The sequence below is a fragment of the Streptomyces sp. NPDC087906 genome, from assembly GCF_055584925.1.
The window spans coordinates 40,648-61,352 of record NZ_JBVJLC010000011.1 but is presented as its reverse complement, the minus strand read 5'-3'; the positions used below and the strand labels follow the sequence as shown (position 1 = coordinate 61,352).

The 20,705-nt window shown below is 70.4% G+C and carries 23 protein-coding genes; 12 read left to right on the top strand and 11 right to left on the bottom strand.

The window, feature by feature from the left end:
• The first annotated feature begins 89 nt into the window (after positions 1–89).
• The 8 genes from ACZ63I_RS27275 (at position 90) to ACZ63I_RS27240 (ending at position 6,680) form a co-directional block, all read left to right on the top strand.
• Complete coding sequence (locus ACZ63I_RS27275; RefSeq protein WP_469341732.1) at positions 90–560, top strand: hypothetical protein; 471 nt, start codon at positions 90–92, stop codon at positions 558–560.
• Between the two features lie 147 nt (positions 561–707).
• Positions 708–1,298 carry a COG4315 family predicted lipoprotein gene (locus ACZ63I_RS27270; protein ID WP_469341731.1) on the top strand — a complete coding sequence of 197 codons (591 nt, stop codon included), beginning with the start codon at positions 708–710 and terminating at the stop codon, positions 1,296–1,298.
• An 82-nt stretch (positions 1,299–1,380) separates the two neighbouring features.
• A complete protein-coding gene (locus ACZ63I_RS27265; RefSeq protein WP_469341730.1) occupies positions 1,381–1,824 on the top strand; it encodes a cupredoxin domain-containing protein in 444 nt (147 codons plus the stop codon).
• A gap of 42 nt (positions 1,825–1,866) precedes the next feature.
• Positions 1,867–2,343, top strand: a complete 477-nt coding sequence (locus ACZ63I_RS27260) for a hypothetical protein (protein ID WP_469341729.1) — start codon at positions 1,867–1,869, stop codon at positions 2,341–2,343.
• A gap of 75 nt (positions 2,344–2,418) precedes the next feature.
• On the top strand, positions 2,419–3,309 hold the full coding sequence (locus ACZ63I_RS27255) for an ABC transporter substrate-binding protein (RefSeq protein WP_469341728.1): 891 nt from the start codon (positions 2,419–2,421) through the stop codon (positions 3,307–3,309).
• The gene (locus ACZ63I_RS27250) at positions 3,306–4,178 is read left to right on the top strand and encodes an amino acid ABC transporter permease (protein ID WP_469341727.1); all 873 of its coding nucleotides are present in this window, start codon (positions 3,306–3,308) and stop codon (positions 4,176–4,178) included. Before ACZ63I_RS27255 ends, ACZ63I_RS27250 begins: the two co-directional genes overlap by 4 nt.
• Positions 4,175–4,936, top strand: coding sequence for an amino acid ABC transporter ATP-binding protein (locus tag ACZ63I_RS27245; protein WP_469341726.1), 762 nt, complete (start codon positions 4,175–4,177; stop codon positions 4,934–4,936). Before ACZ63I_RS27250 ends, ACZ63I_RS27245 begins: the two co-directional genes overlap by 4 nt.
• 526 nt (positions 4,937–5,462) lie before the next feature.
• Positions 5,463–6,680 (top strand): SPFH domain-containing protein, encoded by a 1,218-nt coding sequence (locus ACZ63I_RS27240; protein ID WP_469341724.1) that lies wholly within the window; start codon positions 5,463–5,465, stop codon positions 6,678–6,680.
• Between the two features lie 41 nt (positions 6,681–6,721).
• Here ACZ63I_RS27240 and ACZ63I_RS27235 read toward each other — a convergent pair whose 3' ends face one another.
• The 7 genes from ACZ63I_RS27235 to ACZ63I_RS27205 all read right to left on the bottom strand — a co-directional run bounded on the left by ACZ63I_RS27235 (position 6,722) and on the right by ACZ63I_RS27205 (position 12,160).
• Positions 6,722–7,099 (bottom strand): ArsR/SmtB family transcription factor, encoded by a 378-nt coding sequence (locus ACZ63I_RS27235; protein WP_469341723.1) that lies wholly within the window; start codon positions 7,097–7,099, stop codon positions 6,722–6,724.
• A gap of 7 nt (positions 7,100–7,106) precedes the next feature.
• Positions 7,107–7,562 (bottom strand): SRPBCC family protein, encoded by a 456-nt coding sequence (locus ACZ63I_RS27230; protein WP_469341722.1) that lies wholly within the window; start codon positions 7,560–7,562, stop codon positions 7,107–7,109.
• Positions 7,563–7,663: 101 nt separating this feature from the next.
• Positions 7,664–7,822 (bottom strand): hypothetical protein, encoded by a 159-nt coding sequence (locus ACZ63I_RS27225; RefSeq protein ID WP_041997981.1) that lies wholly within the window; start codon positions 7,820–7,822, stop codon positions 7,664–7,666.
• Positions 7,823–7,913: 91 nt separating this feature from the next.
• Positions 7,914–8,864: a cytochrome c oxidase assembly protein gene (locus ACZ63I_RS27220; RefSeq protein WP_469341721.1), complete on the bottom strand. Its 951-nt coding sequence runs from the start codon at positions 8,862–8,864 to the stop codon at positions 7,914–7,916.
• Between the two features lie 99 nt (positions 8,865–8,963).
• Positions 8,964–9,989 carry a 6-phosphofructokinase gene (locus tag ACZ63I_RS27215; RefSeq protein ID WP_469341719.1) on the bottom strand — a complete coding sequence of 342 codons (1,026 nt, stop codon included), beginning with the start codon at positions 9,987–9,989 and terminating at the stop codon, positions 8,964–8,966.
• A 185-nt stretch (positions 9,990–10,174) separates the two neighbouring features.
• Entirely contained in the window at positions 10,175–10,903 is a 729-nt protein-coding gene (locus ACZ63I_RS27210) for a type 1 glutamine amidotransferase (protein WP_469341718.1), read from the bottom strand.
• An 18-nt stretch (positions 10,904–10,921) separates the two neighbouring features.
• Positions 10,922–12,160 (bottom strand): MurT ligase domain-containing protein, encoded by a 1,239-nt coding sequence (locus tag ACZ63I_RS27205; protein WP_469341716.1) that lies wholly within the window; start codon positions 12,158–12,160, stop codon positions 10,922–10,924.
• 115 nt (positions 12,161–12,275) lie between these two features.
• On the opposite strand from ACZ63I_RS27205, the gene def reads away from it, so the two are divergent.
• Entirely contained in the window at positions 12,276–12,815 is a 540-nt protein-coding gene (gene def, locus ACZ63I_RS27200; protein WP_469341715.1) for a peptide deformylase, read from the top strand.
• Positions 12,816–12,835: 20 nt separating this feature from the next.
• Here def and ACZ63I_RS27195 read toward each other — a convergent pair whose 3' ends face one another.
• The gene (locus tag ACZ63I_RS27195; RefSeq protein ID WP_469341713.1) at positions 12,836–13,480 is read right to left on the bottom strand and encodes a TetR/AcrR family transcriptional regulator; all 645 of its coding nucleotides are present in this window, start codon (positions 13,478–13,480) and stop codon (positions 12,836–12,838) included.
• Between the two features lie 189 nt (positions 13,481–13,669).
• Between ACZ63I_RS27195 and ACZ63I_RS27190 the strand changes: the two genes are divergently transcribed.
• Positions 13,670–14,896 carry an acyl-CoA dehydrogenase family protein gene (locus tag ACZ63I_RS27190; RefSeq protein ID WP_469341712.1) on the top strand — a complete coding sequence of 409 codons (1,227 nt, stop codon included), beginning with the start codon at positions 13,670–13,672 and terminating at the stop codon, positions 14,894–14,896.
• A gap of 22 nt (positions 14,897–14,918) precedes the next feature.
• Here ACZ63I_RS27190 and ACZ63I_RS27185 read toward each other — a convergent pair whose 3' ends face one another.
• Positions 14,919–15,407 carry a glutathione peroxidase gene (locus ACZ63I_RS27185; protein ID WP_469341711.1) on the bottom strand — a complete coding sequence of 163 codons (489 nt, stop codon included), beginning with the start codon at positions 15,405–15,407 and terminating at the stop codon, positions 14,919–14,921.
• Between the two features lie 80 nt (positions 15,408–15,487).
• Positions 15,488–18,061 carry a DEAD/DEAH box helicase gene (locus ACZ63I_RS27180; protein WP_469341709.1) on the bottom strand — a complete coding sequence of 858 codons (2,574 nt, stop codon included), beginning with the start codon at positions 18,059–18,061 and terminating at the stop codon, positions 15,488–15,490.
• A gap of 61 nt (positions 18,062–18,122) precedes the next feature.
• Between ACZ63I_RS27180 and ACZ63I_RS27175 the strand changes: the two genes are divergently transcribed.
• Positions 18,123–18,914, top strand: a complete 792-nt coding sequence (locus ACZ63I_RS27175) for a metal-dependent hydrolase (RefSeq protein ID WP_469341708.1) — start codon at positions 18,123–18,125, stop codon at positions 18,912–18,914.
• A gap of 37 nt (positions 18,915–18,951) precedes the next feature.
• Here ACZ63I_RS27175 and ACZ63I_RS27170 read toward each other — a convergent pair whose 3' ends face one another.
• A complete protein-coding gene (locus ACZ63I_RS27170; RefSeq protein WP_469341706.1) occupies positions 18,952–20,001 on the bottom strand; it encodes an NAD(P)-dependent alcohol dehydrogenase in 1,050 nt (349 codons plus the stop codon).
• A 94-nt stretch (positions 20,002–20,095) separates the two neighbouring features.
• Here ACZ63I_RS27170 and ACZ63I_RS27165 point away from each other — a divergent pair, with 94 nt between their 5' ends.
• Positions 20,096–20,704, top strand: a complete 609-nt coding sequence (locus ACZ63I_RS27165) for a TetR/AcrR family transcriptional regulator (protein WP_469341705.1) — start codon at positions 20,096–20,098, stop codon at positions 20,702–20,704.
• Position 20,705: the final 1 nt, after the last annotated feature.

Sequence of the window (20,705 nt, the reverse complement as noted above, 5' to 3'; positions counted from 1 at the left end):
CGACCATACTGCCCGCCGTGGAGCGCATCGATCCGAAAATCCAGCCCGTACCCGCAGCGGGAACCGATCCCGGATACATCCCTGGGCTCATGGCACCCCGTACCGCCGAGGAGGCCGACGACACCGTCCCCGAGGAAGCGCCGCAGGACGCCGCCGAGCGGCAGGCCGGGAGCCCGGCCGTGGCAGAGCCCGCCGACGAACCCGCCGCCGAGGAACCTGGCGCAGCGGAGCCCGCCGCAGCGGAGGACGACGCGGCGCGGGACGCCGCCGGAGCAGCCGAGGGGCCCGTCTTCGAGGTCAGCGACCGGCGCAGCTCGGTCTCCGCGGACCGTACCGGCGTACGGCTCCAACTGGACGAGGAGGAAGCGGAGTTCCGCTGGGACGAGATCGGCGCCGTCGAGATCGGCAGCCCCCGGTTCGGACGCCGCTTCGCCGTCACGGTCCACACGACGGACCGCCACTCGTACGAGGCGGACGTCGAGGCACCCGCCAGGAGCAGCCTCAAGGAGTGGGAGGCCGGACTCGACGCGGTGCTGGACGCCTACTTCGAGGAAGCCTGACCCCTCCCCGCGACCCCCGGCACCCGGACGGACCCGTCCCGGTGGCCGGGGGTCGCTGCCTGCTGTCCACTGGGGCTGGCGGCCCCGCCTGGGCCGGCCTCGCGCTGCCCGCACGGGGTGGCCGGACGGACCCAGAGGAGTCCCTTCATGAGACAGCACACCAGGACAGTCACAGCGACGGCCGCGGCCCTGCTGTTCGCAGCGGCGGTCGCCGGGTGCTCCGGCAGCGGCAGTGACAACGACAGCCACACCACCGGGAGCCACGACAACGGCCGCAAGGTCGAGGTGGCCGCTTCGGCGTCGGCGTCGGCTTCGACCTCCGCCTCCGCTTCCGCCACGTCAGCGGCGAAGCCCACCCTGGCCGTCGCGAAGGGATCGCTCGGCAAGATCCTCGTCGACGACAAGGGCCGGACGCTGTACCTGTTCGACAAGGACACCAAGACCAAGTCCAACTGCACCGGTGCGTGCGCAGCGGCGTGGCCGCCGCTCACCGACAAGACCAAGCCGACGCTGGGCAGCGGCCTCAAGGCGAACCTGCTCACGACGATCGACCGGTCCGGTGGTGTGAAGCAGGTCGCGTACAACGGCCACCCGCTCTACCGGTTCCAGGGCGACACGAAGGCCGGCAACACCAACGGCCAGGGCCTCGACCAGTTCGGTGCCAAGTGGTACGTCGTCGACCCGGCGGGCAAGCAGATCACCAAGAGCGCGCAGAACAGCGGCGGTACCGGTTACTGATCCCGGCGGCCACCGACCCCCGGCGGCCACCGACCCCCGGCCGGTCCGGCCCTGTCCGGCCGACGAGCGTTTCGGAGACCTCATGCAGTTGTCACGCCACACCGGCCGGGCACGGTTCGCCGCCGTCGCCTCCGCCGTCTGTCTGACCGCCCTCGTCGGCTGCTCCGACAGCAACGGCGGAGGCAGCGGTGACAGTTCGTCAACTCCCGCTGCCACCACCGCTGTACCGAGTCCGTCCGGCAGTTCGTCGTCCTCGGCGCAGCCGGGGAAGACGGCCGCGAAGGTCGTCATCAAGAACTTCAAGTTCAAGCCCGCCACACTGAGCGTCGCGCCCGGCACCAAGGTCACCGTCACCAACTCGGACACGACGACGCACACCATGACGGCGACCAAGGGCAAAGCCTTCAACACCGGTGACATCGCGGTGGGCAAGACGACCACCTTCACCGCACCCTCGAAGACCGGTGCCTACCCGTTCGACTGCACGATCCACCCGTTCATGACGGGCACACTCACCGTCAAGTGACCCCGGTCCCCGCCGCCGGCCGGCGGCTCGAATGGAGCAGCCATGCCGTCATCGACCTCCGGTCGCCTTCTGCGGGGAACCGCCCGGGTGCTCGCCGCCGCCGGCCTCGCCGTCGACGCGTATCTGCACGCCCATCTGGCGGACCGGTACGACGCGATCACGACGACCGCGATCAGCCAGGGCACCCTCTTCCGCATCGAGGCGGGCGCAGCCGCGCTGGCGGCGCTGCTCGTGCTGGTGTGGCGGCGGGTGCCCGGCGACGTCTTCGCCTGGTCGGTCGCGGCAGGCGGGCTCGCACTCCTGCTGGTGTACCGCTACGACAACGTCGGCGAACTCGGCTGGTTCCCGAACATGTACGAGCCGATCTGGTACGGCCAGAAGCGGCTCACCGTCATCGCCCAGGCGGTGACCATCGTGACCACCGTCTATCTGCTGCTCTTCCGCCCGCACCGCGACGCGGCCGCCGCGGGCGGGGGCGGCGGCGGGCGGCACAGCCACGGCAGGCGGCGGCGTACCTGACGTACCGGGGCGAATTCACCTGATCGCAATGAAACGATCTCGACACACACCCCCACCAGGTGTAATTCTCGCGCCATGCACCTCAGCGCCCGGGCCTGGCTGCCCGCCGTCCTCGTCATAGCCGCCGGCGCGGCCGCCGGCTGCGCCCCGCAGGAGGAGTCCGCGTCCACGGACGCCTCCTCCTCGTCCGCCGCCTCGTCCCCCGCAGCGGGCTCCTGCGCCAAGGGGCAGCTCGCGACCGCCACCAAGGGGAAGCTGACCGTAGGGACGGACAAGCCGGCGTACGCGCCGTGGTTCCAGGACGACGACCCGGCGAGCGGCAAGGGCTTCGAGTCCGCCGTCGCCTACTCCGTCGCCAAGGCGCTCGGCTACGAGAAGGACCAGGTCGTCTGGCAGACGGTGCCGTTCAACAACTCCTTCGCCCCTGGCGCGAAGAAGTTCGACTTCGACATCAACCAGGTCAGCGTGAGCGACGAGCGCAAGCAGGCCGTCGACTTCTCGTCCGGCTACTACGACGTCCGCCAGGCCGTCATCGCGCTCAAGTCGTCCCCGTACGCCAAGGCGAAGACCGTCGCCGACCTCAAGGGCGCGAAACTCGGCGCCCAGGTCGGCACCACCAGCCTCGACACCATCAACGAGATCATCAAGCCGGCCCAGAAGCCGGCCGTCTTCCAGAAGAACGACTTCGCCAAGTCCGCGCTGAACAACAAGCAGGTCGACGCCATCGTCGTCGACCTGCCCACCGGCTTCTACATCACCTCGGCCGAGGTGACCGACGCGAAGGTGGTCGGCCAGTTCGCCCAGGCGGCGGGCACACCCGAGCAGTTCGGGCTCGTCCTCGACCGGGAGAGCACACTGACGGGCTGCGTCACCGCCGCTGTCGACGGGCTGCGCAAGGACGGCACCCTCGCCGCGCTGGAGAAGCAGTGGCTGTCCGAGGCCGTGGACGCGCCGGTGCTCAAGTGACCGAGGAATCCGCCGTCCGCGAGGCCTACACACCCTCGCGGCGGCGGCTGGAACGCGAACGGTACAAGCGCGCGAGAAGCCGCCGCGCCCGGGGCGTGGCCACCCTCTCCACCCTGGTGACGGCGGCCGTGCTGTACTTCGTCATCACCGGCTCCCCGGGCTGGCAGCGCACCCGCGAGATCTTCTTCAGCGGTAAGTACGCCCGGATCGCGCTGCCCGACGTCCTCGAGGGACTGCTGCTCAACCTGAAGCTGCTCGCCATCTGCGGTGTGTGCGTCCTGGCTCTTGGGCTGCTGCTCGCCGTCGCCCGCACCCTGCGCGGCCCGGTCTTCTTCCCGCTGCGCGCCCTCGCCACCGCGTACACCGACTTCTTCCGCGGCCTGCCCCTGATCATCTGCCTGCTGGTCATCGTCTTCGGCGTACCGGCACTGCGGCTGCAAGGCGTGCCGACCGACCCCGTCGTGCTCGGCGGCGCCGCCCTCGTGCTGACCTACTCCGCGTACGTCGCCGAGGTCTTCCGGGCCGGCATCGAATCCGTCCACCCCTCGCAGCGCGCCGCCGCCCGCTCGCTCGGCCTGTCCTACGCCAAGACGCTGCGCTACGTCGTGCTGCCGCAGGCGGTGCGGCGGGTCATCCCGCCGCTCCTCAACGATCTCGTGTCGCTCCAGAAGGACACCGGACTCGTCTCGATCGCCGGCGCCGTCGACGCCGTCTACGCGGCCCAGATCCTCTCCGGCAAGTACTTCAACTTCACGCCGTACGTCGTCGCGGGACTCGTCTTCGTCGCCCTGACCATCCCGATGACCCGCTTCATCGACTGGCTGACCGCGCGGACCGACCGCAGGCGCGCCCAGGGAGGGACCGTATGACCGCCGACGCCGCGCCGGTGCTGCGCCTCGATGCCGTACGCAAGACCTTCGGCGACGGCCGGGTCGTGCTGCGCGACGTCAGCCTCGACGTACCCCCGCACACGGTGACCGCCCTGATCGGCGCCTCGGGCTCCGGCAAGTCCACCCTGCTGCGCTGCGCCAATCTGCTGGAGGAGATCGACGACGGGGCGATCTTCCTCGACGGCGAGGAGATCACCGACCCGCGGACCGACCCCGACGCGGTGCGCCGCAGGATCGGCGTGGTCTTCCAGTCGTACAACCTCTTCCCGCACATGACCGTCCTGCAGAACGTCACCCTCGCGCCCCGCCGGGTCCTCGGCACCCCGCGCGACGAGGCGACGGAGCGGGCCATGGAGCTGCTGGTCCGACTGGGGCTCGGGGACAAGGCGCAGGAGTATCCCGACCGGCTGAGCGGCGGCCAGCAGCAGCGCGCCGCGATCGTCCGGGCCCTCGCGGTACGGCCCCGGCTGCTGCTCCTGGACGAGATCACCGCGGCCCTCGACCCCGAGCTGGTCGGCGAGGTGCTGTCGGTCGTACGGGACCTCAAGGGCGAGGGGATGACCATGGTCCTCGCCACCCACGAGATGGCCTTCGCCCGGGAGGTGGCCGACCAGGTGTGCTTCCTGGACGACGGTGTCGTCCTGGAGCGCGGCACCCCGGACGAGGTCTTCGGCGCCCCCCGGCAGAAGCGGACGCAGCGGTTCCTGAGCCGGATCGTGGCGGCCGGGCGCTTGTAGGCCGCGCACCCGTTTTTCACGGTCCTGATACAGCCCGTGGCAGTGATACTCAGCCGACATCTCCCGGAGTACTGTGAACGTAACGGGGGCGTGTCGCCGTCGGCCGTGTGTACCCGGGTGTTCCCGGGAGGCCGGCGAGGTTGGAGGCGTGGGCCTCCGGAAGGCGTGGTCGCCCTATGGATGTGGGTGAGGGGGCGCTGGAGGTGGGGGAAACGACCTATGTGCGCGGCAGATGAGTCTTCGCAGAGCCCGGTAGGAGCGGTCGGCAGAGTCACCGTGCCGATCCCGGACGGCGGACCGGGCGAGGTTCTGGTGGCCGTACGGGGTGGCTCCGAGGCGTACGCGGCGTGGTCCGACCGGCCGATCGGACAACACATCAGGGTGATTGTCACCGACAGCATCTCGGCGCGCTCGGTGATGGTGGAGCCCCTTCCGTCCTGAGCCCGACGGTGCCCGGATTTTCCCGGGCCCTGTTCTCCGGACAAACGTGTAGTACGAAACCATGTAGTACGACAGGAGTTTCGCCATGCTGTTCTGGCATGTTCCAGCGCCCAACGAGGCAATGCTGATCTCCGGCTCCAAACGACAGGTCCAGGACACCCAGTTCCGGATCGTCACGGGCCACGGAAGCTTCGTGCTGCCCATCAAACAGAAGGCCCGCATGCTCTCGCTGGCGCTGCGGGAGGCGGAGATCGCCGAAGACTGCGTGACACAGCAGGGCATCCGGCTGACGGTGCGTGCGGTGACCGTCTTCAAGGTCGGCGACGACGCGGTGTCGATCGCCAACGCCGCCAGGCGCTTCCTGGCGGAGCAGGACCGGATGGAGGAGCTGGTCGGCCGGATCTTCGCCGGCCATCTGCGGTCCATCATCGGCGGCCTGACCGTCGAGCAGATCATCCGCGAGCGGGACAGGGTCGCCCAGGAGGTGAAGGCGGGCAGCCACAGCGAGATGGAGAAGCTCGGCATCGTCGTGGATGCCCTGCAGATCCAGGAGATCGAGGACAACACCGGCTACATCAACAACCTCGCCGCCCCGCACGCGGCGGCCGTCGCCAGCCAGGCGCGTATCGCCGCCGCCAGGGCGGACCAGGAGGCGGCCGAGCGCGAGCAGCAGGCGGAGGCACTGAAGGCCGAGTACGAGCGGGACACCTCGATCAAGCGGGCCGGCTTCCAGGCCGAGACCGAACAGGTCAGGGCGCGCGCGGCGCAGGCCGGACCGCTCGCCGAGGCGAGGGCGTCGCAGGAAGTCATCGAGCAGCAGACGGCCCTGGCGGAGCGTCAGGCCCAACTGGCCGCCCAGCGGCTCGAAGCGGAGGTCAGGCGGCCGGCCGACGCGGAGGCGTACCGGCAGCGCACCCTGGCCGAAGCGGCGCGCGACCAGGCGAAGTTCGAGGCGGACGGCAGCGCGTACGCCGAGCGGACCCTCGCCCAGGCGCAGGCCGACGCGAACAGCGCACGCGCCGAGTCGCTGCGGGACGGCAACCAGGAACTGATCGCGGCCAACCGCATCGTCGAGGTGCTGCCCGCGCTGGCCGACGCCGCGGCGCGCGGCATGGCGGACTCGAACCTCACCATCCTCAACGGCACCGACGGTGTCAACGAGATGGCGGCGGGTCTGGTCGGTCAGGGCATGGCCATCCTGAACTCGCTCCAGCGGCGCCCCGGTTCGGGCGGCGCGGGTGCGGACGGCGGTGCGCAGCACCACAACGGCAATACACCGGCCCGTACGGGCGACTCGAAGTAGCCGACGCACGGTTCCTCGGAGCCCGGCTCTCCCCGGTGGGGTCAGCCGGGCTCCGGCGCGTCCGGAGCCGTCTCCGGGGGAGCGGCGGCAGGAGCCTCGGCCAGCCGCTTGATGACCGACAGCCGGGCGTCCCAGTCGGCCGCGATCCGGTCCATCCAGCGCGCCGTCGCCCCGAGCCCCTCGGGCCGGACCGTGAACCGCGCCTCACGGCCCTCCCTGCGGCCCGCGACCAGGCCGGCCTTGTCCAGTACGGCGAGATGCTTGACGATCGCCTGGCGGCTGACCGGCAGTTCGGCGGCGAGGACCGTGGCCGTCGCCTCGCCGTGCGCGGCGAGGGCGTCCAGGATCCGCCGCCTGGTCGGGTCGGCCAGCGCGGCGAGGACGTCCGTCACCGCGTCCTGCGCGGAATCCGCTGTCATCCGGCGGTCATTCCCCGTCGTTCTGGGCGTACTTCTGGATGGTGCCCACCATCTCGGTCCAGCCCTCGCTGTGGCTCGCGTGCGACGCCGCGTGGGCGCGGTCCTCGGGGATGTCGAGGGCAGCGAAGCCCGTCTCGACCACGCGCAGGTGCGTGCCGTCGCCCTCCGGGGTGAGGGTGAACTCCACCAGGGTCGAGTTGGTCTCGTCGGCCACCTGCGCGGGGAAGGCGCTCGCCCAGCGGTACGAGAAGTACCGCGGCGGGTCGACGGTCACGATCTTCGTCCGGAACACGCCGAAGTCGCCGTGGTCCAGCACCATGATCCCGCCGGGCCGCAGGTCGACCGGGGTCGGCTTGCCCTGCCCGAACCAGCTCCCCACATGCTCGGGCTCGGTCAGCACGGCCCAGACGCGCTCCACGGACGCGTCGATGGTGATGTCTCGTTCGATCCGGTCCTCGGACATGGGAAGTCCCTCCACTGGGAAGACAGCCTCTCGGCCTTCACGTGCAACTCCAGAGTTGCACGTGCCGGAGGGACGCGCAACCTTTCGGTTGCGTGATGCGGTCAGTGGGTGCGGGTGGCGACCATCCCGATGGTGACCAGACCGAGCACCACCCAGCCGAACCAGAGCCAGCCGTTGCTGCCGAGCGCCGCCGTGTAGGCGGTCACCATGACCAGCGCACCGACGGTGAGCACACCCATGGTCTTCGTGGATCCGGACATGTCGTCCTCCTCCCGGCCGAAAGCCGTGACTGCCATCCTCACCCACGCCGCCCGGTTGGCGCTACTACGGGCCTGTCCGGTGGATCAGGCCCTACTGCCTCGCCTGCAGCGACGCGAGGTACGCGTTGTACGCCGCCAGCTCCTTGTCGCCGTCCCGGTCCGCCGCGCGGTCCGAGCGCTTCGCCTGGCGCTGCTCCGAGCGGTACCACTGGTACACCAGCGCGATCAGCACCAGCACGGACGGGATCTCGCTGAACGCCCAGGCGATACCGCCCGCCGCGCTCTGGTCGGTCAGCGCGTCGATGCCGAGCGAGCCCGGCGGGTTCTTGTACGCGTTGATCATCGGCTCGCTCGCCATCATCAGCGCGATCCCGAAGAAGGCGTGGAACGGCATCCCGGCGAACAGCTCCAGCATCCGCATCACATAGCCGGGCCGGTGCGGCCCCGGGTCGACCCCCATGATCGGCCAGAAGAAGACCAGACCCACGGCGAGGAAGTGCACCATCATCACGACGTGCCCGGTCTTCGACTCCATCAGGAAGTCGAACAGCGGCGTGAAGTACAGCCCGTAGAGGCTCGCGATGAACAGCGGGATGGTGAAGGCGGGGTGGGTGACCACCCGCATGAACCCGCTCCGCAGGAACGCCAGCAGCAGCTCGCGCGGCCCCTTGCTGCCGCGCGTCGCCGCGACCGGCAGGGCGCGCAGGGCCAGCGTCACCGGAGCGCCCAGCAGCAGCAGGATCGGCGAGACCATGCTGATCACCATGTGCTGCACCATGTGCACGCTGAACATGACCATGCCGTAGTCGTTCAGCCCGGTGCACATCATCAGCGCCACCGTCAGCACGCCGAGCCCGAAGGCCACGGCGCGCGTCACCGGCCAGCGGTCACCCCGCCGCACCAGCCGCGCCATGCCCCAGCCGTACAGGACGAGCGCCAGCACGCAGCCGACCAGGAAGAAGGTGTCGGGCGAGTACGCGAGCCCCCGCCCCAGCGTGAACGGCGGCAGATCCATCGTCATGCCGTGCCCGCCGTGGTCCATCCGTGAGCTCCCGAGACAGTCCTGATTCGTACCTGTTGTCCGAACCAGACTAGGACCGCCCCGGATCCCCCTCGCGCGCGGGGCCCTCTCAGCCGCGCGTCACAGCACGCACTCCGCCTCGGCGTACCGCTCGGCCGGCACCGTCTTCAGCGTCTCGACGGCCTCCGCCAGCGGCACCATCACGATGTCCGTGCCGCGCAGCGCCGTCAGCATGCCGAACTCGCCGCGGTGCGAGGCCTCCACGGCGTGCCAGCCGAACCGGGTCGCCAGCACCCTGTCGTACGCGGTCGGCGTACCGCCGCGCTGCACATGACCGAGTATCACCGGCCTGGCCTCCTTGCCGAGCCGCTCCTCCAGCTCGATGGAGAGCTGCCGCGCCACCCCGGCGAAGCGCTCGTGGCCGTACGCGTCCTTGACGCCGACGTCGAACTCCATCGAGCCCTCGCGCGGCTTGGCGCCCTCGGCGACCACGACGATCGCGAACCGCTTGCCCGCCGAGAACCGCTTGCCGACCAGTTCGGTCAGCTCCCCGATGTCGAAGGGCCGCTCCGGCACCACGATCGCGTGCGCGCCGGCCGCCATGCCGGAGTGCAGCGCGATCCAGCCGGTGTGCCGGCCCATGACCTCGACGATCAGCACCCGCTGGTGCGACTCGGCGGTGGTCTTGAGCCGGTCGAGCGCCTCGGTCGCGACCCCGACGGCCGTGTCGAAGCCGAAGGTCACGTCCGTCGACGCGATGTCGTTGTCGATGGTCTTCGGGACACCGACGATCGGCAGCCCCGCGTCGGAGAGCAGATTGGCGGCCTTGAGCGTGCCCTCGCCGCCGATCGGGATGATCGCGTCGAGACCGAGGTCGGCGACATGGCCCTTGGCCCGCTCCACGCCGTCCCGCAGATGGGCGGGCTGGACCCGGGACGAGCCCAGGATCGTGCCCCCGCGGGCCAGGATCCCGCCCACGGCGTCAAGGTCGAGCTTGCGGTAGTCGCACTCCAGGAGACCCTTCCACCCGTCGTGGAAGCCGATCACCTCGTCGCCGTGGTCGACGACGGCGCGATGCACGACGGACCTGATCACGGCGTTGAGGCCGGGACAGTCGCCGCCGGAGGTGAGCACACCAATTCGCATTGCCCGGATTACCTTTGCAACGTGGGCCGGGGCCGGACCACATCGTCCGGTCTGGTCCCAGCCAGCCTACCGGCGCGAAGCGGCCCGACCGAACCCGCAGTCCGCCTGCTGGACACCTGCTCAGGTGGGTCCAGCAGGCCTCAAGCGGGCGGCCCCGCCCTGGTCCTGCGGCGCTCCCGCGCGGGTCAGGCGGGCTGAGTCGCGGCGGCCACCCGCTCGGCCCGCAGCGCCTCGAACCACCGGTCGTCCGTCGGCGGCAGCGCGTTGACGTCGAGCGCCAGCTTCAGCAGCAGATCCGCGATCTGCGGGTTCCGCGCCATCACCGGGCCGTGCATGTACGTACCGAAGACGGTGCCGTTGAACGCGCCCTCCGTACCGTCCCCCGTGCCGTTGCCCTTGCCGAGCCTGACCCGGGCGAACGGCCTCGCGGCGGGGCCGAGATGGGTGATGCCCTGGTGGTTCTCGAAGCCCGTCAGCGGCGGCAGGTTGAGCTGCGGGTCGATGTCGCCCAGCACGTCGCCGACGCACCGCTCGCCCTCGCCCCGGGTGGAGACCACGTCGAGCAGCCCAAGACCCGGCTCGCGCTCACCGAGGTCGTTGATGAACTCGTGGCCGAGGATCTGGTAGCCGGCGCAGACCGAGAAGATGATCGCGCCGTTGGACACGGCGCGGCTGAGCCCGCCGTCCCTGCGCAGCCGCTCGGCCGCCAGCCGCTGCGGGCGGTCCTCGCCGCCCCCGATGAGGTAGATGTCACCGGAGGTGGGGATGGGCTGGTCGCTGCGTACGTCGACCCGGGTGACCCCGAGCCGCCGCTGCCGGGCCCTGCGCTCCACCACGAGGGCGTTGCCCTGGTCCCCGTACGTGCTCAGCAGGTCCGGATAGATCCACACCAGCCGCAGGCTGCTCTCACTCATGCTCGCTCGTCCTTCGTGTCAGTTGCCGACGCGGCGGCGCAGATCCTGGAACGCGGTGTAGTTGGCGATCGCCTCGATACGTCCGGGCGGCGCCGACTGCACGGCTTCGTCCGGGCTCTCGCACACCCGGAAGTCGAGCCCGGCCACCTCAAGGCGCACCGCGAGGTCCAGCTTGCGGTCCCCGATGACGAAGATCGGGTGTCCGGCCAGCCGGGTGTAGTCGACGTCCCACAGCCACGACGTGTCCGTACCGTCGGCGCCGCGCGCGTTGACGGAGAGGATGACCGGGGTGGGCGGCGGGTCGATGAGGGAGAACGTCTCCAGCCAGCCCGCCGGGTTCTTCGCGAGCAGCAGCCGGATGTCGCGGCCGAGGAACGACACCACGTCGTAGCGGCCGGCCACGGCCTGCACCTGCCACATACGCTCCAGGGCCACCTGCGGCGGTACGCCGAAGGTGGCGGCGACGGCGGCCGACGTCGCCGCGTTCGCCTTGTTGGCGCGGCCCGGCAACTGGAGGTGGATCGGCCAGGCCGAGCCGTGCGGGTCGAGCACGTGGTCGCCGTGCAGCACCCAACTGGGGGAGGGCCTGCGGAAGCCGCACTCGCCGCAGAACCAGTCGTCGCCGGGGCGCTGCATCACACCGCCGCAGGAGGGGCACGACCAGGCGTCGTCCTTCCACTCCTGGCCGGCCGCCACCCACACCACGTTCGGGGACGAGGAGGCGGCCCACACGATCAGCGGGTCGTCGGCGTTGGCGATGACGACCGCCTTCGTGCCGGCCAGGCCCTCACGCCACTTCTCGGCGAGCATCCGGGTCTCCGCCGCGCGGTCGAGCTGGTCGCGGGAGAGGTTGAGCAGCGCGATCGCCTTGGGTGTCGTGTCGCGTGCCACCCCGGCGAGGTACTTCTCGTCCACCTCGATCACACCGAACCTGGCGTCGGAACCGCCGGCCAGGGCCGAGGTGATGCCGGCCGGCATGTTCGCGCCCAGCGCGTTCGAGACCACGGGCCCGGCGGCGCGCAGGGCCTCCGCGATCAGGCGGGTGGTGGTGGTCTTGCCGTTCGTCGCCGACACCAGGATGACGTCGAGGTGCTGCGCGAGCCGGCCCAGCAGATCGGGGTCGAGTCTCAGCGCCACCTTCCCGCCGATCACCGATCCGCTGCCACGCCCGGCAGCGCGCGACACCGCCGCTGCGGCCTTGCCCGCCGTCACGGCCAGTTTGGCCCGCGGCGACAGCGGCTCCGTGTTGCCTGCCATCGTCCTTGATCCTCCTTGGGTCGGTCCGTGGGTCAGCCTATCGAGATCCGGCCACGGACCCGAACTGCGGCACCGGGCAGAAGACGGAGGTCACCTGGACCGTACCCTGACCGGCATGCGAAACCGCCCGATCCCCGGCAGTACCGGGCGAGTACGAGCCATGCGAATGCTCGGCGACCCGGTGCTGCACGCTCCCTGCGAACCCGTCACGGACTTCGGCCCCGCCCTCGGCGGACTGATCGAGGATCTCTACGCGACGATGTACGCGGCGCGCGGCGTCGGCCTGTCCGCCAATCAGATCGGCGTGGGGCTGCGGGTGTTCGTGTACGACTGCCCCGACGACGAGGACGTGCGCCATCTCGGACACGTCGTCAACCCGCGGCTCGTCGAGGCGGACGGCGTCGTCGTACGCGGTCCCGAGGGCTGTCTCTCGCTGCCCGGCATCGAGGCGGGAACCGAGCGGTTCGACCACGCGGTGGTCGAGGGCTTCGACCGCGAGGGCGGTCCGGTACGGCTGGACGGCGGCGGCTTCTTCGCCCGCTGCCTGCAGCACGAGTGCGATCATCTGGCCGGCAAGGTCTACCCGGACCGGCTGACGGGGTGGCGCAAGGCCAAGGTGCTGCGGGCGGCCCGCCGGGCGCCGTGGAGCGGGTGACGCACCCCGGCCCTGGTGGTTCAGAAGCCGGGGCCGCCGGCGCGATTGTCGACGCTCGCCAGCCTGCCCCACAGCATGTCCGCCAGGGTGCGCACCAACTGCTCACGCGAGCAGGGGCGTTCGCCGAGCCACCAGTCGCCGGCCGCGTGCATCATGCCGACGATGCCATGCCCCCAGATACGGGCGAGCTGCTGGCCGTCGGGGCCGAGGTCGACCCGCTCCTCGATGACGGTGGCCAGCTCCTCGCCGAGCCTGCGCAGCAGCGGCGCCGAATGCCGGCCGACGTCGAACCCGGCCTCGGTCGGCTGGGCGTCCTCGGCCGGATGCATCAGGAAGCGGTACACCTGCGGACGCGCCTCGATGGCGTACAGGTACGTGTCCAGCGTGGCCTCGACCCGCTGGCGCCGCTCGGCCGGCGCGTCCAGCGCCGCGCGCAGGGCGTCGAGCAGCGCGTCGGTGTGCCGCTTGGCGAGCGCCCGGTACAGCCCGCCCTTGTCGCCGAAGTGCCGGTACAGAATGGGCTTCGTGATGCCCGCCTCGGCGGCGATGGCGTTCATGGACGCCTGGGGTCCGTCGCGGAGCACCACGCGGTCGGCGGCCTCCAGCAACTGGCGCCGTCTCTGCTGGGCCGAGCGCTGCTGCTCGGCCTGCTGTGTGGTCTCCATCGTTTCTCCCCGCCCGTGCGATTTCCGTGCCGCTCCCGCAACGTAACACCCTGCCCGCCGCCCACGCGGATCCGGCCGAACTCTGTTGACATGGCCTACTTGCGGGTAACAGACTGTGGTTACCGCAGGTAACCAACGCGGGTGGCCGCCTCGGGCGACACAGCGCGCGACGCAGCACTGGAGGAGAACATGGCCGAGTTCACGCTCGAACTCAACGACGACCAGAAGCAGGTGCGGGACTGGCTGCACGGCTTCGCCGCCGATGTCGTCCGCCCGGCGGCCGCCGAGTGGGACGAGCGTGAGGAGACGCCGTGGCCGGTCATCCAGGAGGCCGCCAAGCTCGGCATCTACTCGCTCGACTTCTACGCGCAGCAGTTCTTCGACCCCACGGGCCTCGGCATCCCGATGGCGATGGAGGAGCTGTTCTGGGGTGACGCGGGGATCGCCCTGTCGATCGTCGGCACCGGCCTCGCCGCTGTCGGCGTCCTCGCCAACGGCACCGAGGAGCAGATCGGCACCTGGATCCCGCAGATGTACGGCGACGCGGACGACGTGAAGCTCGCCGCGTTCTGCTCGTCCGAGCCCGACGCCGGCTCGGACGTGGCCGCCATGCGCACCCGAGCCGTGTACGAAGAGGCCACCGACGAGTGGGTGCTGAACGGCACCAAGACCTGGGCGACCAACGGCGGCATAGCCAACGTCCACGTCGTGGTCGCCGTGGTCGATCCGGAACTCGGCTCGAAGGGGCACGCGTCCTTCATCGTCCCGCCGGGGACCCCCGGGCTCGCCCAGGGCCAGAAGTTCAAGAAGCACGGCATCCGCGCCTCGCACACCGCGGAGGTCGTCCTCGAAGACGTCCGGATACCCGGGCACTGCCTGCTCGGCGGCAAGGACAAGCTGGACGAGCGCCTCGCCAGGGCCCGCGAGCGGGCCGCGGCCGGCGGCGAGCGGACGAAGAACGCCGCCATGGCCACCTTCGAGGCGTCCCGCCCCGCCGTCGGCGCGATGGCGGTCGGCACGGCGCGCGCCGCGTACGAGGTCGCCCTCAACTACGCCACCACCCGCACCCAGTTCGGCCGCCCCATCATCGACAACCAGGGCATCGCCTTCCAGCTCGCCGACATGCGCACCCGGATCGACGCGTCCCGGCTGCTGGTGTGGCGGGCGTCCTGGATGGCCAGCACCGGAAAGCCGTTCACCTCGGCCGAGGGCTCCATGTCGAAGCTCTTCGCCAGCGAGACCGCGAAAGCCGTCACCGCCCAGGCCGTACAGATCCTGGGCGGCAACGGCTTCACCCGCGAATACCCGGTCGAGCGGATGCACCGGGACGCGGCGATCTACACGATCTTCGAGGGCACCAGCGAGATCCAGCGCCTGGTGATCGCCCGCGCCATCTCGGGCGTGCAGATCCGCTAGCGCGCTGCGGAGAAGGCGGGTGTCAGGCCGGGAGCTGCGCCTCGATCGCCGAGACGACCTCCGGCGCGTCCGGCTCGGTGCGCGGCCGGATCCGGGCCACGACCTCGCCCTGCGGGGAGAGCAGGAACTTCTCGAAGTTCCACGAGACGTCCCCGGCCTCACCGGCGCCGTCCGCGGTCTTCGTCAGCTCCGCGTACAGCGGGTGCCGGCTCTCCCCGTTCACATCCGTCTTCTCCAGCATCGGGAACGTGACGCCGTACGTCGCCGAGCAGAACGTCTGGATCTCCTCGGCCGTACCGGGCTCCTGCCCGGCGAACTGGTTGCTCGGCACGCCGAGCACGGTGAAGCCCCGCTCGCCGTAGGTCTTCTGAAGCTGCTCAAGTCCGGCGTACTGCGGGGTGAGCCCGCACTTGGAGGCCACGTTCACCACCAGCACGGCCTTGCCCCGGTACTCGGCCAGAGAAGTGGGCTCGCCGGCCAGGGTGCGCAGCGGGATGTCGTACAGGGCCATCGGAATCTCCTCAGTACTCAAGTAGTCCTTCCAGTGTGGACCCGGGAGACCGACGGCCGTGAACAGGCCCCCCGGCCGGCTCAGAGCTGACCCACCGACGTCACCCGGACGACGGCGAGACCCTCCTCGTCCGAGGCCGCCAGGTCCACCTCGGCGCTGATGCCCCAGTCGTGGTCGCCGTTCGGGTCGGCGAAGGTCTGGCGGACCCGCCAGAGGCCGTGGGCCGGGTCCTCCTCGATGGCCAGCAGCTTCGGGCCGCGGGCGTCGGGGCCGGTGCTCATGTCCTCGTACTCGTCCCAGTACGCGTCCATCGCCTCGCCCCACTTGTCGGCGTCCCAGCCCGAATCGGCGTCCAGCTCGCCCAGTTCGCCGACCTTGTCCAGCGCCGCCAGCTCCACCCTGCGGAACATGGCGTTGCGTACCAGGACCCGGAAGGCGCGTGCGTTGGCGGTGACCGGCCTGACCTGGTCGGCCTTCTCCTGCGCCTGCTCGGCCGTTTCCACCTCCGGGTTGGCGAGCTGCTCCCACTCGTCCAGCAGACTGGAGTCGACCTGCCGGACCATCTCGCCCAGCCACGCCGTCAGATCCTCCAGGTCCTCCGACTTCAGATCGTCCGGAATGGTGTGCTCCAGCGCCTTGTACGCCCCGGCCAGATAGCGCAGCACGATGCCCTCGGTGCGGGCCAGCTCGTAGAAGGAGGTGAACTCCGTGAACGTCAGGGCCCGTTCGTACATGTCACGAATCACCGACTTGGGCGAGACCGGGTGGTCGCCGACCCACGGATGGCTCGTGCGGTAGGTGTTGTACGCGTGCACCAGCAGCTCTTCCAGCGGCCTCGGGTACGTGACGTCCTGGAGCCGCTCCATCCGCTCCTCGTACTCGATACCGTCGGCCTTCATCTGCCCGACCGCCTCGCCGCGCGCCTTGTTCTGCTGCGCCGCGAGGATCTGCCGCGGGTCGTCCAGTGTCGACTCGACGACCGAGACCATGTCCAGCGCGTACGAGGGGGAGTCGGGGTCCAGCAGCTCGAAGGAGGCCAGCGCGAAGGTCGAAAGGGGCTGGTTCAGCGCGAAGTTCTGCTGGAGGTCGACGGTGAGCCGGACGATCCTGCCCTCGGCGTCCGGTGTCTCCAGGCGCTCGACCACACCGCCGTCCAGCAGCGAGCGGTAGATCGCGATGGCGCGTCTGATGTGCCGCAACTGCTGCCTGCGCGGCTCGTGGTTGTCCTCCAGCAGATGGCGCATCGCCTCGAAGGCGTTGCCGGGACGGGCGATCACCGACAGCAGCATCGTGTGTGTGACCCGGAAGCGTGAGGTCAGCGGCTCCGGGTCGGAGCCGATGAGCTTGTCGAAGGTGGTCTCCGACCAGGCGACAAAGCCCTCGGGCGCCTTCTTGCGCACCACCTTGCGGCGCTTCTTCGGATCGTCCCCCGCCTTGGCGAGCGCCTTCTCGTTCTCCACCACATGCTCGGGCGCCTGCGCCACCACGAGCCCGGCCACGTCGAACCCGGCGCGGCCCGCCCGGCCGGCGATCTGGTGGAACTCCCGCGCGCGCAGCGTGCGTACGCGGGTGCCGTCGTACTTGGTCAGGGCGGTGAACAGCACCGTGCGGATGGGGACGTTGACGCCGACACCCAGCGTGTCCGTACCGCAGATCACCTTCAACAGCCCTGCCTGCGCCAGCTTTTCGACCAGCCGGCGGTACTTGGGCAGCATCCCCGCGTGGTGCACGCCGATGCCGTGGCGGACGTAACGCGACAGGTTGCGGCCGAACTTGGTGGTGAAGCGGAAACTGCCGATCAGATCGGCGATCTTGTCCTTCTCCTCGCGGGTGCACATGTTGATGCTCATCAGCGACTGCGCCCGCTCGACGGCCGCCGCCTGGGTGAAGTGCACGATGTACACCGGGGCCTGCCGGGTCTCCAGCAGCTCGGTCAGTGTTTCCGTGATCGGTGTCAGCCGGTACTCGTACGACAGCGGCACCGGACGCGTCGCCGACCGTACGACGGAGGTCGGCCGGCCCGTACGCCGGGTCAGATCCTCCTCGAACCGCGACATGTCGCCGAGCGTCGCGGACATCAGGATGAACTGCGCCTGCGGCAGCTCCAGCAGCGGGATCTGCCAGGCCCAGCCGCGGTCCGGCTCGGCGTAGAAATGGAACTCGTCCATCACGACCTGGCCGATGTCGGCGTACTTGCCGTCACGCAGCGCGATGGAGGCCAGCACCTCCGCCGTACAGCAGATGACGGGCGCGTCGGCGTTGACCGAGGCGTCGCCGGTCAGCATGCCGACGTTCTCGGTGCCGAAGAGTTTGCACAGGTCGAAGAACTTCTCCGAGACCAGCGCCTTGATCGGCGCGCTGTAGAAGGTGACCTTGTCCTGGGCCAGCGCCGTGAAGTGCGCACCGGCCGCGATCAGGCTCTTTCCCGACCCGGTGGGGGTCGAGACGATCACGTTGGCCCCGGAGACCACCTCGATCAGCGCCTCCTCCTGCGCCGGGTAGAGCGCGATGCCCTGGCCCTCGGTCCAGGAGGAGAACGCCTCGAAGAGGGCATCGGGGTCGGCATCGGGCGGCAACTGATCGATGAGGGTCACCACCCCATCTTGCCTGCCTTCCGCCCCGATGAGGGAACCGGACGACGTCGAGAAGATCATGGAAGGTAGCCTGCCGTCTCAACTGACCATGAATAACAACTGCAATGGGGCGGGTACGACGATGATGGGACCGGCACACTCACTGTCAGGGGCAGCGGCCTGGCTGGGGGTGGGTGCGGCGGCGGCAGCCGCGGGACACAGCATGCCGTGGCCGGTACTGGCCGTGGGAGCCCTGATATGCGCGGGCGCCGCGCTCGCCCCCGACCTGGACCACAAGGCGGCGACCATCTCGCGTGCGTTCGGTCCCGTCTCACGCTGGCTGTGCGAGGTCGTGGACCGGATGTCGACCGCCGTCTACAAGGCGACGAGGAAGAAGGGCGACCCGCGCAGGAACGGCGGCCACCGCACCCTGACCCACACCTGGCTGTGGGCCGTCCTGGTCGGCGCGGGAGCCTCGGGCCTCGCGATCGCCGGCGGCCGCTGGGCGGTGCTCTTCATCCTCTTCGTGCACATGGTGCTGGCCGTGGAGGGGCTGCTGTGGCGGGCCGCGCGGGTGTCGAGCGACATCCTCGTCTGGCTGCTCGGCGCGACCAGCGCGTGGATGCTCGCCGACATCCTGGACGAGCCGGGCAACGGCGCCCACTGGCTGTTCACCGGGGTCGGCCACGAGTACGTCTGGCTGGGGCTGCCGATCGTCCTCGGCGCGCTCGTGCACGACATCGGCGACGCGATCACGGTCTCCGGCTGCCCGATCCTGTGGCCCATCCCGCTGGGCCGCAAGCGCTGGTACCCGATCGGGCCGCCGAAGTTCATCCGCTTCCGGGCGGGCGCCTGGGTGGAGATCAAGGTCCTGATGCCCGCGTTCATGGTGCTGGGAGGGGTCGGCGCCGCGGCGGCGCTGGGCGTGTTCTGACCCGGCGCCGCACCGGGATCCCGGCGCCGCCCGCGTGTCATTCCGCCGACAGGTCGGACATGTCGAGCACGAAGCGGTAGCGCACGTCGTTGCGGCCGAGCCGGTCGAGCGCTTCGTTCACCCGGGCCGAAGGCAGCAGCTCGATGTCGGCCGTGACGCCGTGCTCCGCGCAGAACTCCAGCATCGCCGCGGTGGCCGGGGTGCCGCCGCTGCCGGCCGACGTGAGCTTCTTGCGGCCGGTCAGCAGGTCCAGGGTCGCCACCTGCATCGGGCCCAGGTAGCCGACCTGGCTGAGGGTGCCGTCCATGGCCACCACGCGCAGGTACGGGCCGAGGTCGTGCACGGCCGAGATGGTGTCGATGACGACGTCGAAGCGGTCGCGCGCCTCGGCCATCGCCGCTTCGTCCGTGGAGACCAGCAGGCCGTCGGCGCCCAGCTTGCGGGCGTCGTCCGCCTTGTCCGCCGTGCGGCTGATCACCGTCGTCCCGGCGCCGAGCGCCACGGCGAACTTGACCGCGAGATGGCCGAGCCCGCCGAGCCCGGCCACGGCGACCCGGGTGCCGGGGCCCACCCCGAGGGCCCGCAGCGGCTCCCAGACGGTGATTCCGGCGCACAGCAGCGGGGCGGCGGTGGCCGGGTCGAGTCCCGCGGGCAGCGCATGGACGAAGCGGTCGCGCACGACGTACTCGCGTGCGTAGCCGCCCAGGGTGGTCGATCCGTCCTGGCGGTCGGTGCCGCCGTACGTCAGGGTCGGGAACTCGCGGCAGAAGTTCTCCTGCCCCGCCCGGCACATGGCGCACACACCGCACGAGTCGACGATGTTGCCCACCGCCACCAGATCGCCGACCGCGAAGCGGGAGACCTCGGGGCCGACCTCGGTCACCGTGCCGGTGAACTCGTGGCCCGGTACCAGCGGGGCGTCCTCCTCGCCGGTACGCGCGGTCAGGGCGTGCAGATCGGTGTGGCAGACACCGCAGAAGTCGACCTGTACGGCGACGTCGTCGGGGCGCAGCTCGCGGCGCTCCAGCGGGGTGCGGCGCAGCGTCGTCCCAGATCCTTCGGCGCGCCAGCCAACTGTGGTCCTCATGCCAACTCCTCAAACAGACTGTTCGGTCTATTTGAGCGTAGGCGCATCGGGTCCGCCAAGCAAACCAACTGTTCTGTTTGGTACCGTGGCGGACATGGCCGACCAGTCCCTGACCGCCCGCGGCGCCGCGACCCACAAACGCATCCTCGACGTCGCGACCGCGGAGTTCGCCGAGCACGGGATCGCCGGGGCCCGGATCGAGCGGATCGTGGCGGCGGCACGCACCAACAAGGCGCAGCTCTATGCCTACTTCGGCAGCAAGGAAGGGCTGTTCGACGCGATCTTCTTCGGCATGATGGAGCGGATCGTCAACGTCGTCCCCATCGACGCGGGCGACCCGGGCGACCTCGCCGACTGGGCCGTACGCCTCTACGACGAGTACCTGTCCCGCCCCGACCTCATCCGGCTCGCCACCTGGGCGCGCCTGGAGCGGCGCCCGGCAGGGCATCTCGTCGAGGAACACGAACGCCTCGACCAGCGCAAACTGCGCGTCATCGCCGACGCGCAGGCGGCGGGGCTGGTACGGCAGGGCAACCCGTTCGACCTGATGGCCATGGTCATCGCGATGTCCATGGCCTGGTCGCCGGTCAGCAACGTCTACGCGGCGACGGCGGACGAGCCGGCGGAGGTGCACGAACAGCGCCGCGCGCTCCTGCGCGAAAGCGTCAGCCGTGCCACGGCGCCGACCGACGTGCTCTCATGAA

Coding starts and splice junctions, on each gene's coding strand:
- ACZ63I_RS27175 (WP_469341708.1), top strand. CDS start 18,123: ATGATGGGACCGGCACACTCACTGTCAGGGGCAGCGGCCTGGCTGGGG.
- ACZ63I_RS27215 (WP_469341719.1), bottom strand. CDS start 9,989: ATGCGAATTGGTGTGCTCACCTCCGGCGGCGACTGTCCCGGCCTCAAC.
- ACZ63I_RS27240 (WP_469341724.1), top strand. CDS start 5,463: ATGCTGTTCTGGCATGTTCCAGCGCCCAACGAGGCAATGCTGATCTCC.
- ACZ63I_RS27225 (WP_041997981.1), bottom strand. CDS start 7,822: ATGTCCGGATCCACGAAGACCATGGGTGTGCTCACCGTCGGTGCGCTG.
- ACZ63I_RS27245 (WP_469341726.1), top strand. CDS start 4,175: ATGACCGCCGACGCCGCGCCGGTGCTGCGCCTCGATGCCGTACGCAAG.
- ACZ63I_RS27235 (WP_469341723.1), bottom strand. CDS start 7,099: ATGACAGCGGATTCCGCGCAGGACGCGGTGACGGACGTCCTCGCCGCG.
- ACZ63I_RS27205 (WP_469341716.1), bottom strand. CDS start 12,160: ATGGCAGGCAACACGGAGCCGCTGTCGCCGCGGGCCAAACTGGCCGTG.
- ACZ63I_RS27170 (WP_469341706.1), bottom strand. CDS start 20,001: ATGAGGACCACAGTTGGCTGGCGCGCCGAAGGATCTGGGACGACGCTG.
- ACZ63I_RS27220 (WP_469341721.1), bottom strand. CDS start 8,864: ATGGACCACGGCGGGCACGGCATGACGATGGATCTGCCGCCGTTCACG.
- ACZ63I_RS27230 (WP_469341722.1), bottom strand. CDS start 7,562: ATGTCCGAGGACCGGATCGAACGAGACATCACCATCGACGCGTCCGTG.
- ACZ63I_RS27190 (WP_469341712.1), top strand. CDS start 13,670: ATGGCCGAGTTCACGCTCGAACTCAACGACGACCAGAAGCAGGTGCGG.
- def (WP_469341715.1), top strand. CDS start 12,276: ATGCGAAACCGCCCGATCCCCGGCAGTACCGGGCGAGTACGAGCCATG.
- ACZ63I_RS27210 (WP_469341718.1), bottom strand. CDS start 10,903: ATGAGTGAGAGCAGCCTGCGGCTGGTGTGGATCTATCCGGACCTGCTG.
- ACZ63I_RS27265 (WP_469341730.1), top strand. CDS start 1,381: ATGCAGTTGTCACGCCACACCGGCCGGGCACGGTTCGCCGCCGTCGCC.
- ACZ63I_RS27185 (WP_469341711.1), bottom strand. CDS start 15,407: ATGGCCCTGTACGACATCCCGCTGCGCACCCTGGCCGGCGAGCCCACT.
- ACZ63I_RS27165 (WP_469341705.1), top strand. CDS start 20,096: ATGGCCGACCAGTCCCTGACCGCCCGCGGCGCCGCGACCCACAAACGC.
- ACZ63I_RS27270 (WP_469341731.1), top strand. CDS start 708: ATGAGACAGCACACCAGGACAGTCACAGCGACGGCCGCGGCCCTGCTG.
- ACZ63I_RS27255 (WP_469341728.1), top strand. CDS start 2,419: ATGCACCTCAGCGCCCGGGCCTGGCTGCCCGCCGTCCTCGTCATAGCC.
- ACZ63I_RS27180 (WP_469341709.1), bottom strand. CDS start 18,061: ATGATCTTCTCGACGTCGTCCGGTTCCCTCATCGGGGCGGAAGGCAGG.
- ACZ63I_RS27195 (WP_469341713.1), bottom strand. CDS start 13,480: ATGGAGACCACACAGCAGGCCGAGCAGCAGCGCTCGGCCCAGCAGAGA.
- ACZ63I_RS27275 (WP_469341732.1), top strand. CDS start 90: ATGGCACCCCGTACCGCCGAGGAGGCCGACGACACCGTCCCCGAGGAA.
- ACZ63I_RS27260 (WP_469341729.1), top strand. CDS start 1,867: ATGCCGTCATCGACCTCCGGTCGCCTTCTGCGGGGAACCGCCCGGGTG.